Here is a 14,404-nt window from a genome sequence, read left to right as displayed (position 1 = left end):
CAACCACCACGTGACTACTTCTGGGACAGTATGGCCGTTCTCGTCTACTGTCCGCGCGCCGCAGGCGCGCGGTTCACGGGACCGAACGCAGTGAGGTCCCGCTTTTTCACCCATGTTTTTGGCTCGGGGGTGCCCCAGCGGCCCCCGGCCGCGAGGACACCCCCAAGCGAAAAAGATGGGCGCCGATGTGTTTCCGAAGGTTAAACTGCCGGCGGAGCGGTATCGAGTACAAATGGTACCTGTACCTGACGCCGGAGATTCCGGCGTCGCCGTCCCCGATGGTGGGACGACCGTCTACGACCTCGATTCGAACTGTGACTTCGAGCACGTTTCCGAAGGCGACCTGTACCTCGCGGAAGTCAACGGCGTCGTCGAGTACGGCGTCTTCGTCGATCTGTCCGACGACGTGTCCGGCCTCGTCCACGCCTCGAACCTCCTGGGCACCTACGAGGTGGGCGACGAACTCGTCGTCGCACTCGAAGAGGTGCGCGATGACGGCGATCTGGCCTTCGACGAGGTCGACTTGCCCGACTACGAGGTCGAGACGATCGCCCGCGACAGCCACGCGGTCGACGACCTGGGTGACGTCGTCGGTGAATCGGTCAGCTTGGAGGGCGTGGTCGTCCAGATCAAACAGACCGGGGGCCCGACGGTCTTCCAGGTCCGCGGCGCGACCGGGATCGCGCCCTGCACGGCCTTCGAGGAAGCCGGCGTCCGCGCCTACGAAGACGTCGAACTCGACGACGTGGTCCGCGTCGACGGCTACGTCGAGACCCGCGAGGGCGCCGTGCAGGTCGAGATCGACGACCTGCAGGTGCTCGACGGCGACGACGGCGAGAGCGTCCGCGCCGAGCAAGCCGACGACCTCGACGAGCTGGCCGAGCCCCACGACCCCGAGCCGCTCGTCGAGTGGGCGGCCTTCGAGAAACTGCGCGAGGACCTGCGGTCGGTCGCCGAGCGCCTCCGACGGGAGATCCTCGAAGGGCGCCCGATCCGGATGCGCCACCACGCCGACGGCGACGGCATCTGCGCCAGCGTCCCGATGCAGGTGGCGCTGGAACGGTTCATCGAGGACACCTACGAGGACCCCGACGCCGCCCAGCATCTCCTCAAGCGCCTGCCGAGCAAGGCGCCGTACTACGAGATGGAGGACGTGACTCGTGACCTCAACTTCGCGCTCGAAGACCGCGAGCGCCACGGCCAGCGCCTCCCGCTCCTGCTGATGCTCGACAACGGCTCGACCGAGGAGGACACGCCAGCCTACCGCAACCTCGCCCACTACGACGTACCCATCGTCGTCGTCGACCACCACCACCCCGACCCCGACGCCGTCGGCGAGCTGCTCGACGAGCACGTCAACCCCTACCTCCACGACGAGGACTACCGCATCACGACGGGGATGATGTGCGTCGAACTCGCGCGGATGATCGACCCCGACATCACCGACGAGCTCCGGCACGTCCCCGCCGTCGCCGGCCTCTCGGACCGCTCGGAGGCGGCGGCGATGGACGACTACCTCGAACTCGCTCGCGAGGAGGGCTACGACGAGGCCGAACTCCGCGACGTGGGCGAGGCACTCGACTACGCCACCTTCTGGCTGAAATACGACGACGGCGGCCAGCTCGTCACCGACGCGCTCAACGTCGACTGCGACGACGAGGAGCGCCACCGCGAGCTCGTCTCGTTCCTCGCGACCCGGGCCGAACGCGACGTGGACCGCCAACTCGACGCCGCGATGCCCCACGTCGAACACGAACGGCTCGACAACGACGCGCACCTCTACCGGCTCGACGTCGAGAACCACGCCCACCGCTTTACCTACCCCGCACCGGGGAAGACCACGGGCAAGGTCCACGACTCGAAAGTCGCCGAGACCGGCGACCCCGTCATCACCATCGGCTACGGGCCCGACTTCGCCGTCCTCCGCTCTGACGGCGTCCGGCTAGACATTCCGACGATGGTCGAGGAGCTCAAAGAGGAGGTCGCGGGCGGCGGCGTCAGCGGCGGTGGCCACCTCGTCGTCGGCTCCATCAAGTTCGTCCGGGGCATGCGCGAGACCGTCATCGACGCCCTCGTCGAGAAGATGGCCGATGCCGAGATCGACGAACAGCTCGGTAGCTCCGCCGCGTTCGCCGAGGACTGAAGCTCGTTCCCCCTTCCGATCGCCACGTTTAGCCACCGACGCCAACGTTCTCCCCGAAATCGATCCGTCGAGCGACGAGTACCGCGAGCACCAGGCAGCCGGCGACGCCCGCGACGATCCCGACCGGGAGCGACGGTCCGTCCACTCCGTCCCCCCAGTCGGCCGCGAACGCCGCTCGATAGTACTCGCCGACCGCCGCGCCTTCGAGCGAGAGGACGACTTCGCGGTTCCGCCGGACGGACTCGCCGTTCCAGTTGAGGCTGCCGACGAGCACCCGATCGCCGTCGATCACGACGCCTTTCGCGTGGATCTTCTCGAAGTCGCCCCCTGGCTCGGCGAGCTTCGCGTCGAGGGGTATCCCCTCTCGCTCGGCCACCCCGCGCAGGTGTTCGACCAGCCGTCGGTTCTCCGCCTCGACGTACCACGCGCTACTCAGCAGGATTCGCACGTCGACGCCGCGGCGGGCGGCCCGGACGGCGGCCCGGAGAAACCGCTGGTCGGGGCCGTCGATACTCATCTGGAGCACGTCGATCGATTCGTCGGCGCCGTCGAGGGCCGCCGTGACCGCTTCGCCGGCGTTGTCCGGTGCGACGAGCAGCCGGGTTCGGTTCACGGGAACCGTCTCTGGCGACCGGCGGCTGGGGTAGGACCCGTTCGCGACGCCGGCGCGCTCGAACGACCGTCCGCGTCGGACCTGCGACCACGGGCGAGCGCCGCGCCACCCGGCGTCGGCGCGGAACGTGTCGACGAGGCCGTCGACGATTTCGGGCTGGGAGACGACGGCACCCCACCCGCGGCTGGCGTGGCCGCCGGTCCCCGCCGGCTTCCAGTTCTCGGTGAGGACGACCGCACGGTCGTCCGCGACGGCGTATTTGGGGTGGTGAAACGCGTATCTGCCGTGGGGGCCACCGAGGAGCTTCACGGTGACGCCCGCCTCGACGAGCGAGTCGAGCAGTCGCGCCTGGCGGTGGCTGATCCCGTCGACGGGCCCACCGTCGAGGAGGACGCGCACGTCGACGCCGCGGCGCTCGGCGCGTTCGAGCGCTCGCGCGATCCGCTCGGAGGTGAACGTGTAGCCCGCCAGCAGGAGCCGGCGGTCGGCGGAGCGGATCACGTCGGTCGGGACGCCCGGCGCGTCGGGGAGCGTGAACGCCCGTGCTTGGCCGCCCGTCGCCGTGACGACCGAGCGGTCCGTCCGCCCGAGCGGTCGCCAAGAGAGTGCGCCGCGGTCGTCGAAGCGGCCGATCTTCCCTTCCGGCGCCTCGCGATACCGGGCGCGTGCGACCGTGGTGTTTCCGCGGCGCAAGCGAAGCCGTTCCCCGCCGTTTGCCAGCGCGACGCTCCCGTTCGCCGCGACGACCGGCACTCCGGTGAGGTTCCGAACCGCGGCCGGCGCGGCCGTGACCGCGACGCGACCGCCGACCGTCCGGTTTGGCAGGGCGAGTTCGCCGTCGCCGTCGGTGAGTCGATACGGGCCGAGATCCGTACCGTTCGGCGCGTCGACGACGACGAACTCGCCACGATCGCCGTCGGCGACGGGGTTCGGATAGACGGCCGCTATCTGTGGCCGAGACGGCCCCATTTTTTCCGTCGCGTCCGACGAGTCCGCAAGCCCGACGGGCGCACCCGCTACCGGAGCCACGACTCCCGTTACCAGCAGACAGACCACCGCGAGTCGGACCGTTCCGGACACGAGGGTGACTGGTCGCCCACCCGGATATAAATGTCCGGACCGGTGGGGCCGTGTCCGAGCCGAGCGCGAACCGTGATGCGAACGCGGCGACCGGACCGGTCTGACTCGGCCCGGTGTCGAGGACGTGCGCCGTGGCGGTTCTGGCCGCCGCGAACGACGGCCCAACGGTTAACCGCCACCGAACCGACCGTCGAGCCATGCCCGGGCGCTACTACGAGGGTTTCGACGTGGGCGAGACGATCGCGCACGACAAGCGTCGCACGGTCTCCGAGTCGGACAACCAGCGCTTTTGCGACCTGACGATGAACCAGCAGCCGCTGCATCTGGACGCCGAGTTCGCCGCCGAGACGCGTTTCGGCGAGCGAGTCGTCAACGGTCTCTACACGATGAGCCTCGCGGTCGGGCTCTCGATCCCCGAGACGACCGACGGGACGATCGTCGCGAACCTCTCGTACGACGACGTGGAACATCCCGAACCAGTCTTCCACGGGGACACGCTCCGGGCGGCGTCGACGGTGACCGACAAGCGCGAGACGAGCGACGGCGAGCGCGGCGTCGTGACGATGCACGTCGAGGCCTATCGCGTCGAGGGCGGCGCGGACACGCTGGTCTGTGAGTTCGACCGGACGGTGCTGGCCGAGAAGCGACCCGAGGCGTAGCGACGCGTCGGGACGCGACCGAACCGGCGGCGTGTCCGCCTGTGGAGAGGAAGGGGCGCCACTGGGACGGATCCCACGGCCGTCCCGGGCGTCCGGACACGCTCGCTGGCGGTCAGACGGTCGCGATTGCGACCGCGTTGACGAGGACCGTCACCGTCCACGGGAGCGCGAGCCCCAGTGCGATGGCGGTCCCGTACCGAGGGCGAAGGGTCCGGAGTACGCCGGCGCCACAGACGACCAGGCACTTCGCCGCGCCGAGTGCGGCGATCCCCAGGCCGCCGATGGCCCAGCGCATCACCGGGTTGCCCTCCGAGAGCCCCATCGACAGTCCCAGCCGCGTGGTGTACACGTCGAGTGCCACCGACGCGACGACGACCGCCCACAGCGCTCCCTCGGCGACGCGGTCGTCGGCCGGGAAGCCGAGTCGGTCGCCGATCCCCCGCGATCTGTCTACACTCGTCAGTGGTGTGCCGCGCATCGTACCCACCGCACGCCACCCCCCACCCAGAGGGGTGGATCGTGCGTTCGCCACGTCGTAACAGACTGTCAAAAAAGGATCGTTTCGTATCAAACTCGCACCGCGGGCGGTAGTCGCGGGACGGCAGACGGGATCGGACAGCCACGCAGTGGGGCGTGGTGGTTGGGGAGCGCGGTCGTGACGGTGGTGTCACAGCGACGCCAGGAGCGTGGCGTTGATGAGTACGGCGAGTATCCAGGGAACGGCGAGGCCGAGCGGCGCGACGATCGCGTATTCGGGCCAGAGAAAGCGGAAGACGAGCGCGACGGCGACGGCGCCGGCCTTCGCGAGGCCGAGCGCCGCCAGGCCGAACGTATCGAGCGCCTGTCGCATGAGCGGATTGCGTTCGACGAGACCGATCGAGAGGCCGTAGGCGGTCAGGACGATATCGAGCACCAGCGCCCAGCAGACGAGCACCCACAGCAGCAGTTCCAGGTCGGACACGGAACCCGGGACGGTGCCGAGGTACTCGTCGAGGGTCGACGAGTCGATGGCGGTCGGATCGGTCGTGACGAGCGGCATGTGTGTGGAGTCGCGACGGGTTGGTCGGTCGCCGGGGGCGGATCGAACCTCCCACCCGCCGTTTGCTACCGCGGCCGACACGCCCAAGAGTATACGTCGCCTATGCGCCCGCTCCCCCGGTATCGAGGAATTACCGGAGCGAAGACGCCGCCGAAACGACTCGTGACTCGCGCGAGTCCACTCGCGGGGATCGACGGACGCGCCCGCCACGCTCGCCTCCGTCGCGGATCGCCCGGGACCCGAGGATAGCCGTCTCGCACGCCGTTCGTCGGCCCGTCGGGCCCCCAGCACGTTTACGGTGATTCGGTCCAACCGAAGCGTATGGATTACGAGGTCGACGTGCGGAAACTGGAGCTTTTCAACGACATGGCCAAGGAGGGGGCCACGACCGTCTCCGAGCACCTCAACCAGCTCTCGGGCCTCGACACCGAGATCGAGGTCTCGAAGATCAACTTCCTCGACATAGCGGACGTGCGGACCCACCTCGGCGAGCACGAACAGGTCGGCATCTACGTCGAACTCACGGAAGCGCCCTACGGCTACATCCTGTTCATGCTCGAACCCGAAGGGAGCAAACGGCTCGCCCAGGGGATGGTCGGCGACATGGGCAGCGGCGAGGCCGCGGAGGGCTTTTTCACAGACCTGGAGCGGTCGGCGATGCAGGAGATCGGCAACATCATGACCTCCGGCTTCATCGATGGCTGGGCGAACGTCCTCGATACCACCATCGACATGTCCACGCCCTCGTTCATCTTCGGCCCCGCCAGCGACATCGTCGACGAGATGGGCGGCTGGCCCGACGAGGAGATCGCCTTCGTCGTCGACTCCCACATCGTCGCCAGCGACGCCGACGTCGAAGTCACCGTCTACACGTTCCCGCAACTGGCAGACCTGGTCCAGCTGATCCAGAACATCGACGTGACCACCGACGTGACCACCGACACGGCCGCCTCCGACGTGCTCTGACCGACGAGCGATGCCCACCGACAAAGACGCCCTCCGCCAGTCGGTCTGGGACGGCCTCGAAGACAGCGGCGAGGCCCGCTTCCCGTTCCCGCCCCACGGTCGCATCCCGAACTTCGCCGGCGCCGACCGAGCCGCCGATCGTCTGGCCGACCTGCCCGAGTGGGCGGCCGCCGAGCGGCTCAAGGCCAACCCCGACGCCCCGCAACTGCCCGCCCGTCGGGCCGCCCTCGACGCCGGCAAGACCGTCTTCATGGCCGTCCCGCGCCTGCGCGACGAGCGCTGTTTCTACCGCCTCGACCCCGCCGAGCTCGCGGATCCCGACGCCGCCGCCACCGTCTCCCGCGTCGCCGACCACGCCGAACAGGTCGGCCCCGACGCGGTGGGCCGAGTCGACCTCGTCCTCGTCGGCAGCGTCGCCGTCTCGCCGTCGGGCGCCCGCGTCGGCAAGGGGGAGGGCTACAGCGACCTGGAGTTCGCCGTCCTCACCGAGCTCGGTCTCGTCGACGCCGAGACGACCGTCGTCACGACCGTCCACGAGTCGCAGGTCCGCGAGGGGATCGACCCCGACGCCCACGACGTACCCATCGACGTCGTGGTCACCCCCGAGCGGACGATCCGGACCGAGTCGCCGTTCGAACGGCCGGACGGCGTCGACTGGACGGCGCTGGACGACGAACGGGTCGACGAGATCCCGGTGCTGGAGCGGTTCCGACCCGGCTAGCCCGTCGACGAAGCGATCCCGGCGAGGTCCAGGGCGTTCGCACCGGCGGCCGCGCCGAGCGCGACGACCGTCGACAGCGTGAGCGCCCGGGAGTTCGGGACCGAGAACGCCCCGACCGCGACGGCGAACGCGAGGAGGAAGGCGACGCCGAACGCGCCGACGGCGACCCCGACGGCGCGCTGGCGATCGGATGCTTCGTCGCCGCCCCCCAGCACGACGAGCGCGCCAGCGGTCACGCCGGCGACGGCACCGACCGGGAGGCCGACGAACAGCGAGAACTCGATCCACCGGAGTGCGACTTCGGTGACCGCGGCGCCGACCGCGAGGAAGGTCGCGAGTCCGGCCGCTAGCGCCAGTGCGAGCGTACGAGTGTTCATATCTCCCCACTCTCGCGACCGACAAAGAAAGTGCGCGCGCTTCGGCCGAGTGGGTTCGGAACCCGATGGGACCGCCCGACCGGAGGCTGGCGCCGACTCCGTAGCGCCCGTATTCTCAAGAACGGTGGGAGCGAACGGCCGACGAGATGCTTCGCCCGCCTGCAGTCACGGAACTGATGGAGCGCTCCGAGACGGTTCCACCGGACGAACGTGCGCTCACCGTCGCGCGTCGGCTCGACGAGCCCGGGGCCGAGTCGGTCGTGGTCGTCGAGAACGGCGAGGTCGTCGGCATCGTCACCGAGTCGGACGCGGTCGCGCTGCTGGTCGAGGGTCGCGACCCGGCGTCGCTGACGGCCGCCGCCGTGATGTCGAGTCCAGTTCACACGGTCGGTCCCGACGAGTCGGTCGTCGACGCCGCCGAGCGCCTGCGGACCTACGGCGTCGAGGCGCTGCCGGTGGTCGACGACGGCGAACTCCTCGGCGTGGTCACCACGACGCGCTGTTCGCAGTACCTCCCGCACGTCCGCCGACCCTCGGTCGACGCCGACGTGAACGACGGGCGAGTTCGCGAGACCGAGCGCGCCGACACCGCCTACGAGAAGGCCGACTGGTCGTTCGAGTACGTCGGCCATCCCGAACGCATCGACGTGGGCGACGTGGTGCGGTTCTCGAAGCCCCTCGACGAGACCGAGGTCGACGACTTCGCCGACGCCAGCGGCGACACGAACCGCCTGCACCTCGACGGCGAGTACGCGAGGAGGACCCGCTTCGGCCGGCGGATCGCCCACGGGACGCTCGTCGCTGGCGTCGTCAGCGCGGCGCTCGCGCGACTCCCCGGGCTGATCGTCTACCTCTCACAGGAAGTCAGCTACCTCGGCCCGGTCGACATCGGCGACCGCGTCACCGCCGAGTGCGAGGTCGTCGAAGTGGTCGGCGAGGAGCGCTATCGACTCACCACGACCGTCACCGACGACGACGACCGGACCGTGATCGACGGCGAAGCGGTCGTCCTCGCCGACCCGATCCCCGAAACCGCCTGAGCGGGGCCGCCGTCCTCGACGCCACCGTCTTCGGCGTCGCTCGACTCCGATCACCGCTCGGTCGCACCGAGCGCGTGGGCGCCGCCGCTCCCGTCGCCGACGTAGACGCGGCCGCCGACGACCGCCGGCGAACTCGTCACGCGGCCGTCGAGGGCGACCTGCCAGCGCTCTGTTCCGTCGGCGGCGTCGAGCGCCAGCACGGATCCGCCGTCGGTCCCCACGTAGACACGGCCGTCGACGACCGCTGGCGAGGACCTGACGGCCCCGTCGACCTCGCGTCGCCAGCGTTCGGTCCCGTCCGCGGTGTCGAGCGCCAGCACGGCGCCCGCGTCGGTCCCCACGTAGAGAGCCTCCCCGGCGACCGCGGGCGAGGAGAACACCGGCCCTCCGGTCTCGCGACGCCAGCGTTCGGTCCCGTCGAGCGCGTCGACGGCGAGGACGCCCTCGGGACTGGCCCCCGCGTAGACGACGCCGTCGGCGACGCTCGGTCCGGACAACGCGCGTGTCGCCGCTCGCCCGGCGTAGTACCATCGTTCGCGGCCCGTCTCGGCGTCGAAGGCGTAGAGCCGCCCCGCGTAACTCCCGGCGAACACGCGCCCCTCGGCCAGCGCTACCGGGGTCGCGACGCCGAGGAACCCGCCCGCGTCGACGCGCCATCGCTCCGCGCCGTCGGCGACGTCGACGGCGTAGACCCGCCCGTCCGTCGCGCCGACGTAGGCGGTCCCGTCCGCGACGACCGGTCCGCTCCGCACTGCCGACGGCCCGGCGCGGTCGCTCGCGACTGCGAACGACCACCGCTCGCGCCCGTCGCTCGCGTCCAGCGCCGTCAGCCGTCCGTCTTCGTCACCGCAGTAGACGACGCCGTCGGCGACGGTCGGTGTCGCGCGCACCGCGGCGCCCGCGTCGTGGGTCCAGCCGGCGGCCTCGTTCAGCGCACGCGTCGGCCCGCTTCCCGACGCGCCCGGATCCGACACCGACAGCGCGGCGAGGACTCCCGACTCGCTCCCGACGTAGGCGGTCCCGTCGGCCACCGCGACCGACCCACGGACCGCAGCACCGAGATCGGTCGACCACACCGGCTCGACCGGTCGGTCACTCGTCCCCCCACCGACTCCGGTCCCACCGTCGGCCGCAGTCCCACCGCCGGGTTCCACCCCGCTACCGGCCTCGGCGTCGGGATCGAGCGCCGCCGCGCTCTGGGGGCCCGTCCCGTCCGGACGCCACCCCGTTCGGGCGTCGTCGGCCTGCAGGACCCGCCAGCCGTCCGTCGGGGCGGGCGTCACCGTCGGTCGGTCCGTTCGGCGACCCCGCGGCGTCGCCGTCTCGGGTCGCACGTCGGCTCCGTCCGTCACGGTTCCCGGCCGTGTGGCCGGTCCGACGGCGGTGTCCGTCGTCGCGCCGTCGTCGAGCGTGGCGGACGTGACGACCCGCCCGTCGCCGTCCGGCTCGTCGAACAGCGAGCAGCCGCTCAGTGCGCCGGTGCCGAGCGCGAGCCCCCACCGAAGCACCCCCCGTCGCGACCGGTCCCGACCGTCCCCGTCGTCGTCGACGCCCCGAACCATACGATGCCTCTCGCGGCCCGCCGGCAAAAAGTCGCGGGACGCTCACGAACGCTCGCAACGGTTCACCCGGTCCGATCGGCCGCACCGTCGAGGGCCGGATCGCCGTCGAGCGACGGCTACGCGGCGGTGAAAAACGCAGAGAGAGAGCGGTCGCAGTTACAGCAGTCCCGTCTTCTGGAGCTTCATCAGGTCCTCGGTGTCGAGGGTCTCGCCTTCCTTGAACTTCTGGTAGATCTCCTCGGCCTCCTCGCGAGCGGCCTCCTCTTTCTCCTGGCGGGCCTCGCGCTCCTCTTCCTCTTCTTTCTTGTCGAGCTCGCGGAGGCGCTTCTGGACGCGCACGAAGTCCTCGTGGTGCTGGTCGGCCGCTTCCTGGGCCTCCACGAACTTCTCGTGCATCTCGTCGGCCTCGTCGCGGATGTCGTCGGCCTCGCGGTAGGCCTCGATCATCTGATTGTGGTGCTCCTGAGCCTCGTCGGCCAGCTCAGTTACTTTCTGGTGGTGCTTGGAGGCTTCCGAGCGGATCTCCTCGGCTTCCTCCTTGACCCCTTCGAGGTCGCCGCCCTGGTTGAGCTTCTCTTTTTTCTCGGCGAGCTTCTCGCGCTTGTCCTCGATCTTCTCGATGAGTTCGCGCTCGTCCTCGGCCGAGAGGACCTCGGTCTGCTGTTTGAACTCCAGATCCTCGATCTCGTCCTCGAGTTGCTCGATGTCTTTGCCCTCGTCGAGCTCGAGGTCGTCGCGCTTGTCCTCGACCTCGTCGAACAGCTCGTTGGCCTCGGCGTTGAGCTCGTTGCGCTTCTCCTTGTGCTCCTGGACCTGCTGGTTGAGCTCGTCGCGCTGCTCGCGGTGTTCCTGGGCCTCGTCGACCTTCTCTCGCGTCTTCGCGTTCAGGTCGTCGCGGTCCGAGGCGCGCTCGGAGGCCATCTGGTTGAGATCGTTGCGTCGATCTCGCAGCTGCCCGGCGAGCTTGATGAGCTCGCCCTTGGATTTGTTCTCGAGGTCGTCGTCTGTCACCGATACGTTCTTGGATTCGTCTATCGAGTCTGCCATAATTGTACCTCTATGCCATACCCGCTCCGGCGAGAGACAGGGCAACCGCTACGAAGTGGCTGACGCCGACAACAAGGGTGTCCTGTCATGCTGGTCGAAGTGCGATACAGCCGGAACGCCGGAGACGTTCTGGTACCAAAGCATTGCGCTTCCCCCTGTTTAAATATTCCGGTGGGCCATGTGGCTGTTTCCCAGTCCCACGGCCCCGAGAACGCCACGTCAGGGCATACCACACGGTAACTGCTGCTTATAAACGATAGGTGTTCTCTACGCTCGTCTCGCCGACCCGAACGGAGAGTTCGACCGAAGAGGCGGATCTCGGCACGTCGATGGTGTCGACGACCGCTCTGGCGCCCGCGTCGACGGTCACGTCGACTTCGCTCGACTCGGCGCCCGCTTCCCAGGTGACGGTCCCCGCGATCGACTCGGGGGCGTCGTTGGCGACGATCACGTCGCACTCGCCGGCCGAGGCGCCCACGAGGAACGCCTGGACCGGCTCGAACGCTGCGGCGAGGCTCTCGACCGCGTCTTTGGGCGTGCCGTCGCGGGCGTAGACGCCCATCCCTGCGTCGCCGGCGTCCCGGAGGGCGTTGGCGACGACGACCGGCGCACCGTCGGTCCGCTCGCGACCCTCGCTCCCCGACGAGCCTCCGGTCGCATCGCTCCCGGAGACGCCGTCGGTCCGCAGCCGCTCGGCGATCCCACGTGCCAGTTCGGCCTGGTAGGCCTGTGAGGCCGCGGGGTCGTCGCTGCCGACGACGGCGTCGTGTTTCGCTCGGTCGAACCCCGCCGGATCGAAATCGTCGGCGTCCGGGTCCACACCTTCGGGGAGCGACCCCGCGCCGAACTCGCCGACGGCGCCGTCGAGGTCGTAGCGCTCCCGGACCCAGTCGAGGTCGTCGACGCCGCCGTAGTCCCACCCCGGATACAGCGCCGCCGCGTCGGGGTCGGTGCCGGGCTCGCCGACGACGGGGTACACCGCGACGCCGTCGGGGACGGCCTCGGCGACCGCCTCGGCGGCGCCGCGGTCGTAGTCGCTCCGCCAGACTCGATAGCGAAAGCGCAGGCGGTCGACCAGCCCGGATCCGACGCGTTCGGCGAAGGTATCGGTCGGCTCGTCGTGGACGCTCAGCGCCGCGAGGCTCGGGTGATGCGCGTACGTGTCGACGAGCCGCTGGGCGAGGTCCTGCCCGCGCGCGATGTCGAACACGCCGGGGCCGGTCAGCGGGAGGTCTTGCCAGACGAGCAGTCCGGCCTCGTCGCAGGCGTCGTACATCGCTTCGGACAGCGGGTGGGCGTGTGCACGTACGAGATTGGCGTTCACCTCGACCGCTCGCTCGGCGTCGGCCACCGCCGCGTCCGTCAGCGCGACTCCGCGGACGGGCACGTCCTCGCCGTTGACGCGCAGCCCCCCCGCGTCGGTCTTCTGGACGGTCGCGATGCCGGTCGCGCTCGTCCGAGCGCCGTCGCCCAGCTTCGCGCGCACCTCGTAGCGGTGCTGGCGCCCCATCCCGCGGGGCCACCACAGCGACGGATCGCGCACGTCGATGGACTTCTCGACGGCCGCTCGTTCGCCGGCCCCCGCGGTCACGCTCGCCCGGTCCATCATCCCGCGACCGCGCCGGTCGCCGGCGGGTTTGGTCGTGAGCGTCAGCCGGTCGTCCAGCGACTCGCCGGCGTACACCTCGACGGCGGCGTCGATGCTCGCCCCGTCGTCCGTGACGCGGGGTCGCAAGTCCACGTCGACGACGAACGGGTCGGGCTGGCCGGTCACGTCGACCCCCCACCAGATCCCCGGCACCGAGCGCTCGGCGGGGACCCGGTCGGTGTCGTGAATACCGCCGAACCGGTCCTCGGGCGCTCGGCACTCGACGACGAGTTCGTTCTCCGCCTCGGGTTCGAAGGGCACCCGGACGGGGTCGAAGACGGCGTCGGGCTCGGCGACCAGTTCGTCGTTGAGCCACACCTCGGCGGCGGCGTAGCACCCGCGCAGTTCCAGCAGCCCCAGGTCGTCGTCGGGGTCGCGCGGGTCGTCGAAGACGGTCCGGTAGGCGACCCGGTCCTCGCCGGCGAACGCGGCCGGCCGACCCGGGACCTCGACCGGCTGCCAGTCGCCGGGCGTCGGCTTGCCACCGCCGGGGTCGACCGCCGCACCGCTCCACTTGCTCGGCATACCAACGTCCGCGTCCCCCGGTGGTATATCAGTTACGTCGGACGGACGCGCCCGCGTCGCGGTCGCGCCGCCGGGCCCGCCACCACCGCGCTGGGTCCGCTTCACTTCCGCTCGAACGACCGCCGTACGGGACGGGGCACCTCTCCGCTATCGTGCGATTATACTTTCACTCAGGGTACGGCTCGGGTTGATATGTCCCCCCGCCGAACGTCGATACATGTTGAGCGAGATAGCCTGCCGGTGCGAGGCGGCCGACTGCTCGCGGAAGCTCACCGACGGCGACTGCATGCTCGTCTTCCGGACCGACGGCGGCGAGCGACGGGCCTACGAGTGCGACTGCGGCCACGTCACGATCACGGTCGCCGCGCCCAGCGAGTGAGCGCTTCCGAGCGAGCGGACTTCGACTCGCTGAAGTAGCGGCGTCCGAATTCCCGCACATGAGCGACGACGCCGCGGAACCGGAGGAATCGACGATAGCGAGCGGCGACGACGGCGCACTCGTCGAGGTCGTCCACGCGCAGGGCCACGAGAACGTCACCGCCGAGCACGTCAGCACGCTGGAGTTCACCAGCGACGACTTCCTCACGCCCGCCGGCGACTGCATCCTCGCCGTCGAGGCCGACCGCGTCCCCGCGGACTTCGACGACGCGTTCCTCGACGCCTGTCGGGCCCACGGCGCGACGATCACCGCGACGATCGAAGCCGCGGGACACGCCCACGAGGTGATCGGTCGCGGCCATCCCGACTTCTCCTTCGAGAACGAGCGCAGCCACGTGATCCGGACGAGCGACTACGTCGACGACCGGACCGTGATGGTCGGGGCCACCGGCGCCGCGGCCGACGTGGACCGCGACCTGGTCGCCGTCCTCGCGGACGGGGCCGACGCGACGCTCACCCTCGAAGTCGATCCGGCCTGAGCGTTCCACACCCTCGGCGTGACCCCCCGACGCGGGACGATTATGCCGGTGGAGGCCCGAGGCCCGG

14 protein-coding genes are annotated in these 14,404 nt (G+C 70.1%); 7 read left to right on the top strand and 7 right to left on the bottom strand.

What is annotated here, in order from left to right:
* Nucleotides 1-232 precede the first annotated feature (232 nt).
* Nucleotides 233-2,143, top strand: coding sequence for a DHH family phosphoesterase (locus I7X12_RS03845; protein ID WP_198062557.1), 1,911 nt, complete (start codon nt 233-235; stop codon nt 2,141-2,143).
* A 28-nt stretch (nt 2,144-2,171) separates the two neighbouring features.
* Here I7X12_RS03845 and I7X12_RS03840 read toward each other — a convergent pair whose 3' ends face one another.
* Nucleotides 2,172-3,725: a phospholipase D-like domain-containing protein gene (locus I7X12_RS03840; protein WP_198062556.1), complete on the bottom strand. Its 1,554-nt coding sequence runs from the start codon at nt 3,723-3,725 to the stop codon at nt 2,172-2,174.
* Between the two features lie 308 nt (nt 3,726-4,033).
* Here I7X12_RS03840 and I7X12_RS03835 point away from each other — a divergent pair, with 308 nt between their 5' ends.
* The gene (locus I7X12_RS03835) at nt 4,034-4,495 is read left to right on the top strand and encodes a MaoC family dehydratase (RefSeq protein ID WP_198062555.1); all 462 of its coding nucleotides are present in this window, start codon (nt 4,034-4,036) and stop codon (nt 4,493-4,495) included.
* 112 nt (nt 4,496-4,607) lie between these two features.
* Here I7X12_RS03835 and I7X12_RS03830 read toward each other — a convergent pair whose 3' ends face one another.
* Both I7X12_RS03830 and I7X12_RS03825 read right to left on the bottom strand, forming a co-directional pair.
* Nucleotides 4,608-4,973 (bottom strand): DUF5658 family protein, encoded by a 366-nt coding sequence (locus I7X12_RS03830; RefSeq protein WP_198062554.1) that lies wholly within the window; start codon nt 4,971-4,973, stop codon nt 4,608-4,610.
* Nucleotides 4,974-5,162: 189 nt separating this feature from the next.
* Nucleotides 5,163-5,534 carry a DUF5658 family protein gene (locus tag I7X12_RS03825; RefSeq protein ID WP_232343021.1) on the bottom strand — a complete coding sequence of 124 codons (372 nt, stop codon included), beginning with the start codon at nt 5,532-5,534 and terminating at the stop codon, nt 5,163-5,165.
* Nucleotides 5,535-5,855: 321 nt separating this feature from the next.
* Between I7X12_RS03825 and I7X12_RS03820 the strand changes: the two genes are divergently transcribed.
* Nucleotides 5,856-6,500 (top strand): chemotaxis protein CheC, encoded by a 645-nt coding sequence (locus I7X12_RS03820; RefSeq protein WP_198062553.1) that lies wholly within the window; start codon nt 5,856-5,858, stop codon nt 6,498-6,500.
* A gap of 10 nt (nt 6,501-6,510) precedes the next feature.
* Complete coding sequence (locus I7X12_RS03815) at nt 6,511-7,221, top strand: 5-formyltetrahydrofolate cyclo-ligase (protein ID WP_198062552.1); 711 nt, start codon at nt 6,511-6,513, stop codon at nt 7,219-7,221.
* Here the strand turns inward: I7X12_RS03815 and I7X12_RS03810 are convergent.
* Nucleotides 7,218-7,598 carry a hypothetical protein gene (locus I7X12_RS03810; RefSeq protein WP_198062551.1) on the bottom strand — a complete coding sequence of 127 codons (381 nt, stop codon included), beginning with the start codon at nt 7,596-7,598 and terminating at the stop codon, nt 7,218-7,220. The genes I7X12_RS03815 and I7X12_RS03810 overlap by 4 nt on opposite strands.
* Nucleotides 7,599-7,744: 146 nt before the next feature.
* Between I7X12_RS03810 and I7X12_RS03805 the strand changes: the two genes are divergently transcribed.
* Nucleotides 7,745-8,638, top strand: a complete 894-nt coding sequence (locus I7X12_RS03805) for a CBS domain-containing protein (RefSeq protein WP_198062550.1) — start codon at nt 7,745-7,747, stop codon at nt 8,636-8,638.
* Between the two features lie 50 nt (nt 8,639-8,688).
* Here the strand turns inward: I7X12_RS03805 and I7X12_RS03800 are convergent, their stop codons facing one another.
* The 3 genes from I7X12_RS03800 to I7X12_RS03790 form a co-directional block, all read right to left on the bottom strand.
* Nucleotides 8,689-10,200, bottom strand: a complete 1,512-nt coding sequence (locus I7X12_RS03800; RefSeq protein WP_198062549.1) for an outer membrane protein assembly factor BamB family protein — start codon at nt 10,198-10,200, stop codon at nt 8,689-8,691.
* Nucleotides 10,201-10,356: 156 nt separating this feature from the next.
* Entirely contained in the window at nt 10,357-11,247 is an 891-nt protein-coding gene (locus tag I7X12_RS03795) for a coiled-coil protein (protein WP_198062548.1), read from the bottom strand.
* 247 nt (nt 11,248-11,494) lie between these two features.
* Nucleotides 11,495-13,420: a glycoside hydrolase family 2 protein gene (locus tag I7X12_RS03790; protein ID WP_198062547.1), complete on the bottom strand. Its 1,926-nt coding sequence runs from the start codon at nt 13,418-13,420 to the stop codon at nt 11,495-11,497.
* Nucleotides 13,421-13,637: 217 nt separating this feature from the next.
* On the opposite strand from I7X12_RS03790, the gene I7X12_RS03785 reads away from it, so the two are divergent.
* Both I7X12_RS03785 and I7X12_RS03780 read left to right on the top strand, forming a co-directional pair.
* Nucleotides 13,638-13,799 (top strand): hypothetical protein, encoded by a 162-nt coding sequence (locus I7X12_RS03785; protein WP_198062546.1) that lies wholly within the window; start codon nt 13,638-13,640, stop codon nt 13,797-13,799.
* A 58-nt stretch (nt 13,800-13,857) separates the two neighbouring features.
* Nucleotides 13,858-14,337, top strand: a complete 480-nt coding sequence (locus tag I7X12_RS03780; RefSeq protein ID WP_198062545.1) for a DUF371 domain-containing protein — start codon at nt 13,858-13,860, stop codon at nt 14,335-14,337.
* The last annotated feature ends 67 nt before the right edge of the window (nt 14,338-14,404 follow it).

This window comes from Halosimplex litoreum (assembly GCF_016065055.1).
Taxonomy (GTDB): Archaea; Halobacteriota; Halobacteria; order Halobacteriales; family Haloarculaceae; genus Halosimplex; species Halosimplex litoreum.
This window is presented reverse-complemented; position numbering and strand designations above follow the sequence as displayed.

Coding starts and splice junctions, on each gene's coding strand:
- I7X12_RS03845 (WP_198062557.1), top strand. CDS start 233: ATGGTACCTGTACCTGACGCCGGAGATTCCGGCGTCGCCGTCCCCGAT.
- I7X12_RS03840 (WP_198062556.1), bottom strand. CDS start 3,725: ATGGGGCCGTCTCGGCCACAGATAGCGGCCGTCTATCCGAACCCCGTC.
- I7X12_RS03835 (WP_198062555.1), top strand. CDS start 4,034: ATGCCCGGGCGCTACTACGAGGGTTTCGACGTGGGCGAGACGATCGCG.
- I7X12_RS03830 (WP_198062554.1), bottom strand. CDS start 4,973: ATGCGCGGCACACCACTGACGAGTGTAGACAGATCGCGGGGGATCGGC.
- I7X12_RS03825 (WP_232343021.1), bottom strand. CDS start 5,534: ATGCCGCTCGTCACGACCGATCCGACCGCCATCGACTCGTCGACCCTC.
- I7X12_RS03820 (WP_198062553.1), top strand. CDS start 5,856: ATGGATTACGAGGTCGACGTGCGGAAACTGGAGCTTTTCAACGACATG.
- I7X12_RS03815 (WP_198062552.1), top strand. CDS start 6,511: ATGCCCACCGACAAAGACGCCCTCCGCCAGTCGGTCTGGGACGGCCTC.
- I7X12_RS03810 (WP_198062551.1), bottom strand. CDS start 7,598: ATGAACACTCGTACGCTCGCACTGGCGCTAGCGGCCGGACTCGCGACC.
- I7X12_RS03805 (WP_198062550.1), top strand. CDS start 7,745: ATGCTTCGCCCGCCTGCAGTCACGGAACTGATGGAGCGCTCCGAGACG.
- I7X12_RS03800 (WP_198062549.1), bottom strand. CDS start 10,200: ATGGTTCGGGGCGTCGACGACGACGGGGACGGTCGGGACCGGTCGCGA.
- I7X12_RS03795 (WP_198062548.1), bottom strand. CDS start 11,247: ATGGCAGACTCGATAGACGAATCCAAGAACGTATCGGTGACAGACGAC.
- I7X12_RS03790 (WP_198062547.1), bottom strand. CDS start 13,420: ATGCCGAGCAAGTGGAGCGGTGCGGCGGTCGACCCCGGCGGTGGCAAG.
- I7X12_RS03785 (WP_198062546.1), top strand. CDS start 13,638: ATGTTGAGCGAGATAGCCTGCCGGTGCGAGGCGGCCGACTGCTCGCGG.
- I7X12_RS03780 (WP_198062545.1), top strand. CDS start 13,858: ATGAGCGACGACGCCGCGGAACCGGAGGAATCGACGATAGCGAGCGGC.